Below are 10,996 nucleotides of genomic sequence, written 5' to 3'. Positions count from 1 at the left end.
TGAAGCAACGCCTTTGCCGGCTGGAGTGACACCAGACGGGCAACAGCAGACACGTGCTGGGACTGCCATGACACGAGACCGACAACAATCACTATCGGGATCAGGAAGAAGGCGTTTTTCATGGTTCCGCCACTATGGTTTCCAGCTCCCAGGTCTTTACGCCGAGCGGTTGTAAAGCAAGAGAACTCCCTCCACTCAGGAGCCTCAATTCCAGGCGTTGCTTTGGCCTGCTGAGGACATCGCCCCTCAGGGTCAGAATCGGGCCGTTGTTCTCAGCACCATTGAATTTCAGAGTCTGAATAGTCTGGCACGACTGAGAGCAGGTACTCAGACTCACCCGATACTCGCCAGGCGGAACCGAAAACTGAACATGAACCATGTAGTCCTTCGCGCTTTTGACCCGTGTAGGAGCGTTCAGGAAGCTGATGGAGCCGTCGAAAGCCTCCGTTCTCCTGAGAACTCCCCCCCCGATCGGCAGGGAGAGGGTCAGCGCCAGCCCAGCGCCGACCAGCCCGCTCGCCAGATTCAGTTCCCGTAGGTAAACGAGTTGCATTCCCAGCACGACCCAGAACAACTCTGCAAAAAAAGGGCTGGGCACCAGCAACGTGTTGTCGTTGATGGTGGCGACCAGCAACCCAGCCAGGATGGCCCATGCCAATGCAGACCGTTTTGGGTTCTGCCAGGCGGCCACCATCCCTGCAGTCAGCAAGGCAAACAGGCCGAGCAGGCCCAGTGGCCCCGTTTCTGCCAGTTGCTGAAGGGAAACGTTGTGAGCAATCAGCCAGGGGCTCCCCAGTTTCGCTATCCACTCTGGGCAAGCCTGAGCCGCCCCCTCCGCATCTGGAAAGAGGGTACAGGAGTCGCCCGGAGGAGCCAGGTACTGTCCCAGGCGATAGCTCCCTACCCCGCCCGACGGGTAGGCCTGGATGATGGACAGAGTATCTGACCATACGATGTCGCGGCCCGTGGTATCGGCAGTGCCCAGGCGTGACACAGCGCTGAAACCCAGGCGGTCCCCCACATAAAAGCCTCCCAGGAGCAGCCCGGCCCCCAGAGCCACGGCCACGGCAGTGCGACGCCCCCGTATGACCAGCAGTCCGGCTGCGCTGCCAATCAACGCTGCGGCCAGTGGCCCACGGCTGCCCGAAAGAAGCAGCACCACCAGTGCCCCAAAACCGAGCGGTAGTCGCCAGAGCAGCTTCCCTGGCAGGAACAGCGCCAGCCACAGGCCGAAAGCGCCTGCCAGCCCCAGCGTAATGGGGGTCATGTATGGATGAGCGAGTCGGCTGATGAGAAAATCAAAGCCGCTCATGGCGCTGTAGCCCAGTGCTGTGAGTAGAACGGCGCCAATACCCAGGATCAGCGGCCAAAGTCTTCTGCTCTCACCCAGCGCCACGCCAACACCAATCAGCCCAAGGACCAGTAGCGTTCGCAGGGCCGCCAATATACCTGCCAGGAACGGTTCGGGTGTAAAAAGTGCCGGAAGCTGCTGACTCACGGCATAAAAACCAAGCATATAGAGTGCCGACTTTGGCAACTTTCTGAGGTGGGGGAGAGCCAGCAGGGCAAGAGGTGAAATGACATACAGTGGGGGCAGCAAGGCCAGCCAAGTTGCCATCCACTTTGGTGGCGCTTGGTGTTGTGGAGGGGGCGCAGAGGCGGTCACGGCGTCAACTATAAGCCGTTCCTACCAGGTACGCTGAAATCCTTGATGTCCTCGCCGAGCATCTGTTTGCCCAGCACGCCCGAAATATTGGTGACGATGCATTCCATTCCTGATCTCCTACCTCACGTGCAGCAGTGCGACGTTCTATTAATCGGCTGGGCTTTAGACATAACGACTTGAAGGGTATAAAATTTCAAAATTCCTTCCTTGAATTCATCTTCAGTTGCTCATTTTTCTAATTATGAAGATTATTTGTCATCTAAGATAATGGAATGTTGTACTAACGAATCAGAAGCGCCCCTTAACGGACTTGGCCGAATTTATTCTCTGGAATCAATCGAGCTAGGTCCGTACGGATTGCTTCGAAGTCAAGTTGAGTCGCATGTTCACGCAAGAGCTCCAACTCGCGTTCAATGTCACTGGCACTGACCGCCGCCAATTTCGCGCTGAAGATCTCACTATGCTTGGTAGCATCCGTTCCCTCAGAAGAGGTTAAAAGTTCCTCATAGAGTTTCTCACCCGGTCGGATTCCACTGTAAACAATGTCGACGTTCGTCGCCCCGCTGAGTCGAATAACGTCCTGTGCCAGATCAGAAATCTTGACTGGGTCACCCATATTCAGAACGTACACTTTACCATTTTCGGCCAGCCCTCCAGCCTGCAGGACGAGGCGAGCTGCTTCTGGGATTGTCATGAAATAACGCACCATTTCCGGGTGAGTTACTGTGATCGGGCCGCCCTGACGGATCTGGGCCATGAAGGTTGGAACCACACTCCCGCGGCTGCCCAGCACATTTCCAAACCTCACTGAAACAAAAGCCTGATGTGAGCTGGCCCGCGCTGCCCCGGCCGACACCGCCATCTCGGCTACCCTTTTTGAAGCTCCCATTACACTCGTCGGGTTGACGGCTTTATCTGTGGAGACATTAACCAATCGCAGCGTTCCGTATTCGAGGCAGAGTCCCACCACGTTCCGCGTTCCCATGATGTTATTCAGCACGGCTTCGGAAGGAGTCCGCTCCATCAGGGGGACATGCTTGTGGGCCGCTGCATGAAACACGACTTCAGGCCGGAACTCCTCGAAGGCCGCCCTGAGTCTTGCTTCGTCACGCACGTCCCCAATGAGGGCCACCTGCTTTACCTCAGGATAACTACGTAGCAGTTCCTGCTGAATACTGAAGATGCTGTTCTCCCCCCGCCCGAAAAGGACGATCAGGCGCGGCCCGAATAGCACCAGTTGCCGCACGATCTCCGAGCCGATACTCCCTCCAGCTCCGGTCACCAACACGGTACGGTCCTTCAGGTAACCTGCGATCTCTGCAGTGTCCAGCTGCACTGGGGGGCGACGCAGCAGATCTTCGAGATTCACGTCACGAATCTGACTGATATTGACATCACCGGAAAGTATCTCAAACACCCCCGGGATGATGCGATAACGCAATTTGGCTTCACTGGCCAGCTTGACGACCTCACGAATGAACTCCCCGGTAGCTGATGGGACTGCTATCAGCACTTCCTGTGCATTCTCACGTGTCGCGACCGTAGACAGTTCCTGCACATGGCCAAAAACAGGAAGACCTACGATTGACTGCCGCTTCTTTAAAGGGTCGTCATCAAGAAATCCGATGGGTTGTAACCCGGCTTCAGGGTGGCGTTGCATCTCCCGGGCAATCAAGCTGCCGGCATCGCCTGCACCAACGATCAGCACTCTCTTTTGCTCTGCCGTATCACGAATCCGAACATTCTCTGCCAGAATCCGAGCCACGATTCGTACTCCACACATCAGCAGAAAACCTAGAATGCCCGCCATGATCGGTACGCTCCGCGGCAGCAGGAGCCAGCCCCGAAGGATAAAGCCGAGGGCGAACATGATCAGTGTCGATACCCCACTCGCCCTCGCTAGCGTCATCAGGTCCGGGACCCCCACACGCTGCCAGGTCTGCCGGGATAAGTGGTATCGCCAGGCCACCACAGCCATCACGCTCACACTGAGCGCCATGTAGCCGAGAACGTTGAAGGGCACCCCCGCGCTCACCAGGGAAGGCTTACGGAAAGCGTAAGCCAGAAGGGCAGCCACGAGCCACAGCGCCAGATCAATCAGAGTTTTGGTCAGGACTACATTCATGTCAGAGCAGATTCAGCCTTGCGGCCGCTGCGCCTGGGCCATGACCTGACCAACGGCATCGGTCTGCAAACCACTGGCACGGCGACAGGCGGGGAGGGCTGCGCATGGGCCATGACTTGATCAACGACATCGGCCATGCGCTCCATATCCCCCGTCGAGAGGGTGGGATGTACCAGGAACATCAGTGAGGTCTTCCCAATTCCTTTTGCGGCTGGAACGCACTCTTTCAGACTATGACCCGCAGCGGTAAAGGGCTGCTTCAGGTGGATTTCAGAGCATGACCGGGTGAAAGATGGCACGCCTTGAGTCGTGGTGGCATTCATGCCCCGGTCACAGTGCCAACCCTCTACAAGTTGTTCCGGACGAATAAACATGGAGTGATTCTAATACGATTGCGGCTGTAACATCCCCCAAGACCTCGGTAGTGGAACGGCACATCGGGACGGGCCCGCCGCATGAATCCATTCCAGGTCTGCTGAAGCCTTGCGTTCGCGAGGCTTCCCCACGTCCGTCAGACGGTGAACGCTCTGGTCAACGGGGTCGACAATTACTGTCAGGTGAACTGGAGCTTGCGAGTTAAGCTAGATGAACCGGCGGGGCGTCGCCAACACGCGCAACGGAGGCCAGCAATGGCTACCGGGATCACGGAAGCGTGCTGCGCCTGCTCGGCACCGTGGTCCTGCCGTACCCATGTCGGTCATGATCCCAGCTTTCTGACCGGCAGTCCTTATCAGGACGAGCACCGGGTGACCGGAAAGGAGAGAATCGCGTATGCCGCTGGAACTGATTCAGGGAGATATTGCCGCGCAGAACACCGACGCCGTCGTGACCGCCGCGAATAAGGAACTGGCGGGCGGCGGTGGCGTGGACGGCGTGATTCACCGCGCCGCCGGGCCGGAGTTGCTGCGCGCCATCCGCGCTATTGGCGGCACACCCACTGGCACGGCCGTGATCACCCCCGCGTTCGGGCTGTCCGCGCAGGGCGTGAAGTACGTGATTCACGCGGTCGGCCCAATCTGGCGCGGCGGGCAGATGGGCGAGGCCGAACTGCTGGCGGGCGCGTACCGCTCTGGCCTGCAACTGGCCGCCGCGCACGGGTGCCGCAGCGTGGCGTTCCCGGCCATCAGTACCGGCGTGTACGGCTATCCACTGGACCGCGCCGCCGACGTGGCCCTGAGCGCCGCGCAGGCGTTCCTGACTGACCACCCAGAGATGCTTGTGCGCTTCGTTCTGTTCGACAGCGGCAGCCTGAACGTGTTCCGCCGCGCCCTGGAACGCCTGCAAGGTTGAGTAGGACGGGCGTGGCGGGACACCCGATCTTGCCCCCCACCCCACTCACTGCATATCGTTGACGGTCCGTGAATACCGCGCTATAGTTGCTGACATCACCGCCCGCCGAGGCGGATTTTTTATTTCCCTTCCCGCCTATCCTTCCAGGGTGGTGAGGTCGCCTGGGTCCTCGCCGAGTGCCTGGGCGCGCAGGAGGCGGCGCAGGATCTTGCCGCTGCGGGTCTTGGGGAGTGCGTCGACCACGCGGATCTCGGCGGGCGTGGCGATGGGTCCCAGTTCCCGGCGGACGTGTTCGGTGATGCTGGCGCGCAGGCCCTGGCCCGCTCTTTCCTCTGTTAACGCAGTCTCGAAGCCACGCCGGAGGATCACGTGCGCGATGATGCTCTGGCCCTTCAGTGGGTCGGGAATGCCGATCACGGCGGCCTCAGCCACGGCCGGATGAGAGACCAGCGCGTCTTCCACGTCGGCGCTGCCGATGCGGTGTCCGGCGACGTTCAGGACGTCGTCGCTGCGGCCCAGGATGCTGATGTAGCCGTGTTCGTCGCGGGTGGCGAGGTCGCCGGACAGGTACCCGGCGGGGTTCTCGTTCCAGATCTGCGCGTACCGGTCGGGGTCACCGTGAATGCCGCGCATCATGCTGGGAAAGGGGCGGCGGATGACGAGGTGTCCCTGCTGGCCGTCCGGGACGCGGTGGCCCTGCTCGTCGACGATGTCGGCGTCCACTCCGGCCAGGGGGCGTCCGACGTAGCCGGGGCGGACGGGCCAGCGGGGGTGCGTGCCGAGGGTGGGGGCGCCCAGTTCGGTCTGCCACCAGTGGTCGATGACGGCGGCGTGCGCGCCCTCGCCCAGCCCGCCGCCGATGAAGTGCTGCGCCCAGCGCCACGCCTCGGGGTTCAGGGCTTCGCCGGCGCAGGCGACGACGCGCAGGCGGCTCAGGTCGTGGGGGGCCAGGGTATCGGCGCCGAGTTTCATGAACAGGCGCAGGGTGGTGGGCGCGGTGAACAGGATGTCCACGCCGTACTCCTGCACGGCGCGCCACAGGACGCCCGTGTCGGGAAAGTCGGGGGCACCCTCGCGGAACAGGACGGTGGCCCCGGCGACCAGCGGGCCGTACACGATGTAACTGTGCCCGACGATCCAGCCGATGTCGCTGGTGCAGAAGAACACGTCACCGCCGTGCACGTCGAAGAGTTGCCGCAGGTGGTACGCGGTGCCGACCATGTACCCGCCGTGCGTGTGGATCACGCCCTTGGGTTTGCCGGTACTGCCGGACGTGTACAGGATGAACAGGGGGGCCTCGGCGTTCAGGGTGACGGCGGGTGCGTGCCCGTGCGTGAACAGTGTTTCCCAGGGGACGGTGCGGGCGTCGTATTCGCGCTGGTAGGTCTTGATGCGCTCCCACAGGATCAGATGTTCCACGCCGCCCAGATCAGTGATGGCCTCGGCGGCGGTGGCGTACAGGTCCACCAGTCTGCCGCGCCGGTAGCCCACGTCGGCGGTGATGACCACGCGCGCCCCGGCGTCCGTGATGCGGTCGCGCAGGGCGCCCACGCCCAGTCCGGCGTACACGACCGAGTGCACGGCGCCCAGGCGGGCGCAGGCGAGCATGGCGATCACGCCTTCGGGGGTCAGGGGCATGTAGATCACGACGCGGTCGCCGGGTTGCACGCCCAGGTGACGCAGGCCGGCGGCGGCGCGTTCCACCTGGTCGAGCAGCAGGCCGTAGGTGTAGATCTGCCGCTCGCCGGTTTCCGACAGCCAGATCAGGGCGGCGCGGGTGCGGTTCTCGCCGCGTGCGTGGCGGTCCAGGGCGTTCAGGGTGATGTTCGTCTGCCCGTCCGCGAACCACTGCATGTCCGGACGGTTCCAGGTGAGCGCCGTGGTGGGTTCCGTCGTCCATTCGAACGCGCGGGCCTGTTCCAGCCAGAAGCCGTCCGGGTCCTGCGCGGCGCGGGCAATGTCGGCGTCCGGGTCGCTGCGCAGGCGGCGCAGCACGCTGTCGGGGACGGGCCAGCGGTCGGGGCGGTGTGGGTCGGTCATGGGCGGTCCTCCAGTGGGGACGGGGCGTGTCCGGGCTTGGGTTGTGGGGTTGGGTTGTGGGGTTGGGTTGTGGTGTGCCCTGTCAGTGTACGGCCCCGAGGGTGGGGGAGAGGGTGTTTCTGGCGTGCGATCGGGCTGCCATAATTATGCTAAATACATAATCTGTGCTATGATGTACGTATGAAAAACGCCCCGCTGACCCTGGAATTCGGCACCGTTCGTCTACCCATCAGCGCGGACGGCCTGCTACACGCCCCCAGCGCCCTGACCCAGCTCGGCCTTGAACCCGCCGGGTACGAACACGCCCTGGACGGCGTGGACTCCCCGGAACGCGATTTCGGAGCCGGGCCGGAAGCGACCCTGACCGTCGCTGATTTCACGCGGCTGGCCTTCACGCTGGACACCCCCCAGGCCCGCCGCTGGCGCAAGCGCGCGCAGGACCTCATGACCCGCACCTTGCAGGGCGACGTGCGCCTCGCGGCCCAGATCGCCGAACGCAACCCGGACCCCGAATCCCGCCGCTGGCTGGCCGCCCGCCTGGACAGCACCCACGCCCGCCGCGAACTGATGAGCACCGTCGCCCGGCACGGCGGGGCCGGCGCCGTGTACGGCCAGCTGGGCAGCGTCAGCAACCGCAGCGTGCTGGGCACCGACAGCGCCACCATCCGCCGTGAACGCGGCGTGAAACAGACACGCGACGGCCTGAACGCCACCGAACTGCTGCGCCTCGCGTACCTGGACACCGCCAGCGCCCGCGCCATCCAGGAACGCGGCGCGCACGGCAACGCCGCCATCCTGCGCCTGCACGAGTTCGTCGCGCGGCGCGAACGCCTCGGCTGGGAACTCCCGCTGCCCGGCGCGGCCGCCCCCTCACAGGTCGGCTGAGCGCCGGGACGCGCCGGGCAGCACCTGCGCGCCTCTCCCTCATGCTGGCCCGCTAGAATCCTGCTCGTGCCGCCCCTCCTGATCCGCCTCGTCCTTGCCGAGGTCACCCGCTGGTACGCGGCGGGCGTGGCGCTGTTCCTGACCCTTCAGATGGTCGATGTCCTGAGCAGCACCGTCAGCAAACTCCTGACCTACCACCCGCCGCTCCTGAAGGGCGCCGCCGCGTTCCTGGCGATCCTGCCGACCATCCTGAACCGCGCGCTGGTGCTGGCCGTGCCCTTCGCGATTCTGCTGGCCTTCTCGCGCATGCAGCGCGACAGTGAACTCAAGGCCATCAGCGCGGGCGGCGTGCCCCCGCTGCGGCTGGTGTGGCCGCTGGCCCTGCCGTTCCTGGCGGTAGCGGCCGTGGCGTTCGTGAACGCCGACCGGCTGGTGCCCGCCGGACTGTCCGCCTGGGACCGCGCGTGGTTCAGCATCTATGACGTTCCGCCGCCGCCGCCCCGGCAGGAACGCTACACGTACGCCCCGCCCGGCGCGCTGTACTACGCCGGACGGATCGTCAGCGCAGGCGGCAGCGCCGCCGAGCTTCAGGGCGTGATGGTGCAGCGCGGCCAGGAAACCCTGACCGCCTCGCTGGGCCGCTGGGACGCGCAGAAACGCACCTGGACGCTGATCACCCCCTGGATCACCCGCCCCGGCCAGCCGCCCCGGCAGAGCACGCAGTCCGTGACCGTCCCGCAGGGCGACACCCTGCGTCCCCCGCCCGGCAACGCCGAGCAGGCCAGCACGCCTGAACTGCGTGCGCGCGCCGCCGACCCCGCCCTGCTGCCCGCCGACCGCCGCGCCGCCGCCTTCCAGCTGTCCCGCCGCGTGGCCGACCCGCTGACCGCCGTGGTGTTCGCCCTGGCCGCCGGGGCGCTGGGCCTGCTGCTGCGCAACCGCGCCGCCGCGTTCGCCGCCGTGCTGCTGTTCATCGTGACCTTCTACATCCTGTGGAGCACCGTGCCGGGCCTCGCCACGGCCGGGGCCCTGAACCCCGCGCTGGCCGCGTGGCTGCCGAACCTCGCGTTCGCGATGCTGGCCGCCGCGCTCGCCTGGAGGCTCCGGTGAGGGCCCTGAACACCTTCGAACGGTACGTCCTGAACGAGATCCTGCCGTTCCTGTTCGGCGCGCTGGCCGCCGTGATCACGCTGCTGGTCGTCGGCAGCCTGGAAAAGGTCATCGCGCCGCTGCTTGCCAAGGGCGCCAACCCCGCCCTGGTCGCGCGCGTCCTGGCCCTGAACGTCCCCGAAGCCGCCGCACAGGCGCTGCCTATCGCGCTGATGTTCGCCACGCTGCTGGGCCTGTCCCGCCTGGCCGCCGACAGCGAACTGAAAAGCGCGCTGGCCGCCGGGATTCCCGCCACGCGCCTGTTCCGCCCCGTCCTGGCCCTGGGACTGGCCGTGACCGTCCTGGCCTTCGCGCTGGGCGAGGGCCTCGTGCCGCGCGCCAAGACCGAAGCCCGCCGCGTGCAGCAGCAGATCGTACTGGACAACCCCCGCGTGCTGGGCCTGAACGCCGGGCAAAGCGCCGTGCTGCGCGACTCGCTGGGCCGCGCCATCAGCATCGGGCAGATCCTGCCCGGCGGCGAACTGCGCGACCTGCGCGTCGTGACCATGCAGGCCGGCCTGCCCCCCCGCGAAGTCATCACCGCCGCCAGCGGCCGCCTGCGCCCGGGCAGCACCGTCCTCGAACTGCGCAGCGGGCAGCGCGTCACGTACCAGGACGCACGGCCCGTCACGGTCCTGACCTTCCAGAGCGGCACCCTGCCCCTGCAGGACACCGGCACGGAACTCGGCGCAGAGGGCAGCAGCGACCTGAACCCCATCTACGAACCGCTGCCTGCCCTGATTGCCCGCACGAACACCTACCGCGCCCAGAACATCAGCGCCCCGGCGGACTTCACGGCCCTGCACCGCAAGTTCGCGGGCCCGCTGGCCGCGCTGGCCCTGGCGTTCTTCGCGGTGGCACTGGCCGTGTTCAGCTTCCGCAGCGGCCGCGACCTCGGCATGGTCTGGGCGCTGCTACTCACGTTCGCGTACTACGCCACCTTCAGCGTGTTCCGCATCATGGGCGAGAACGGCGCGCTGCCCGGCGCGCTCGCCGCCTACGCCCCGGACCTGATCGCCATCGCGGCCGGCGCGGCGCTGCTGTGGCTCACCGCGCGGCGGTAAGCGGGAGGCAGGCAAGGGCCGCGTGCATGAAGCCTCCCACCGGTCCTACCCACTTCCGGGCGCGCGCAATCCGGGAGCGTGCAGCATGTCCCCCACCAGACCCACGGCCGGGCGGCCCTGGCCACCGCCGGCGCCGCCCTGATCGCCCGGCCCGCCCTGACCGACACCGAGACGCTGGACGCCACGCGCACCCTGCTGCGCGCCGCGCTGCCCAGCGTGCGGCCCTTCGACGTGCAGCTCTGGAACGGCGAAGTGATCGGGGTTACGCAACCCAGTCGCGCCCGCCTGATCCTGAACAGCCCGGAAACGCTGGGCCGCCTGCTGAAACTCCCGCCAGACGTGGCGCTCAGCGAGGCGCAACTGCACGAAGCCCGCGCCCGCGCCGAGGCCGCCGGGGTTGCCGACCGCGTCACCTTCGAATTGCGCGACTACCGCGACGTGCTGGCCCACACGCCCGAAGGCAGCTTCGACAAGATCGCCTCGGTCGGCATGGCCGAACACGTGGGCCGCAAGAACATGCCCATCTACTTCCGCGCCGCGTACGCCGCCCTGAAACCCGGCGGCCTGATGATGAACCACGCCATCAGCGACGGCATCCCCCAGGCCCGTGTGCCCCTGTAGCTCCAGAGCGGCAACTTCGCCCGGAAGTACGTGTTCCCTGACGGTGAACTGCTGCCCATCCGGGAAACCGTGAAACAAGCGTAACTGCTCAGCAGGGTGACTTCCGGGAGTCGATTGGGTAAGGTGGACCATCAGCGAGACTCCCTGCCCAAACTG

At 65.2% G+C, this 10,996-nt stretch carries 8 protein-coding genes; 5 read left to right on the top strand and 3 right to left on the bottom strand.

All coding sequences use genetic code 11. The features are described from left to right. Positions 1 to 118: 118 nt before the first annotated feature. On the bottom strand, positions 119 to 1,666 hold the full coding sequence (locus QZ271_RS12545; RefSeq protein ID WP_291431979.1) for an O-antigen ligase family protein: 1,548 nt from the start codon (positions 1,664 to 1,666) through the stop codon (positions 119 to 121). Positions 1,667 to 1,967: 301 nt separating this feature from the next. Further along, entirely contained in the window at positions 1,968 to 3,791 is a 1,824-nt protein-coding gene (locus QZ271_RS12540) for a nucleoside-diphosphate sugar epimerase/dehydratase (protein WP_291431972.1), read from the bottom strand. 771 nt (positions 3,792 to 4,562) lie between these two features. Here QZ271_RS12540 and QZ271_RS12535 point away from each other — a divergent pair. Next, positions 4,563 to 5,081: a macro domain-containing protein gene (locus QZ271_RS12535; protein WP_291431970.1), complete on the top strand. Its 519-nt coding sequence runs from the start codon at positions 4,563 to 4,565 to the stop codon at positions 5,079 to 5,081. Positions 5,082 to 5,216: 135 nt separating this feature from the next. Here QZ271_RS12535 and QZ271_RS12530 read toward each other — a convergent pair whose 3' ends face one another. Then, entirely contained in the window at positions 5,217 to 7,121 is a 1,905-nt protein-coding gene (locus tag QZ271_RS12530; RefSeq protein WP_291431968.1) for an acetate--CoA ligase, read from the bottom strand. Between the two features lie 180 nt (positions 7,122 to 7,301). On the opposite strand from QZ271_RS12530, the gene ddrC reads away from it, so the two are divergent. From ddrC to QZ271_RS12510, 4 genes are all read left to right on the top strand, one after another. Then, positions 7,302 to 8,006, top strand: a complete 705-nt coding sequence (gene ddrC / locus QZ271_RS12525; protein ID WP_291431966.1) for a DNA damage response protein DdrC — start codon at positions 7,302 to 7,304, stop codon at positions 8,004 to 8,006. Positions 8,007 to 8,072: 66 nt separating this feature from the next. Further along, on the top strand, positions 8,073 to 9,116 hold the full coding sequence (locus QZ271_RS12520; RefSeq protein ID WP_291431964.1) for an LptF/LptG family permease: 1,044 nt from the start codon (positions 8,073 to 8,075) through the stop codon (positions 9,114 to 9,116). Between the two features lie 5 nt (positions 9,117 to 9,121). Then, a complete protein-coding gene (locus QZ271_RS12515; RefSeq protein ID WP_291431981.1) occupies positions 9,122 to 10,219 on the top strand; it encodes an LptF/LptG family permease in 1,098 nt (365 codons plus the stop codon). Positions 10,220 to 10,297: 78 nt separating this feature from the next. Continuing rightward, positions 10,298 to 10,840, top strand: a complete 543-nt coding sequence (locus QZ271_RS12510) for a class I SAM-dependent methyltransferase (RefSeq protein ID WP_291431962.1) — start codon at positions 10,298 to 10,300, stop codon at positions 10,838 to 10,840. Positions 10,841 to 10,996: the final 156 nt, after the last annotated feature.

The sequence above is a fragment of the Deinococcus sp. genome (assembly GCF_018260555.1).
Classification (GTDB): Bacteria; Deinococcota; Deinococci; order Deinococcales; family Deinococcaceae; genus Deinococcus.
The sequence above is the reverse complement of the archived record's forward strand: the minus strand, read 5'-3'. Positions and strand labels throughout refer to the sequence as shown.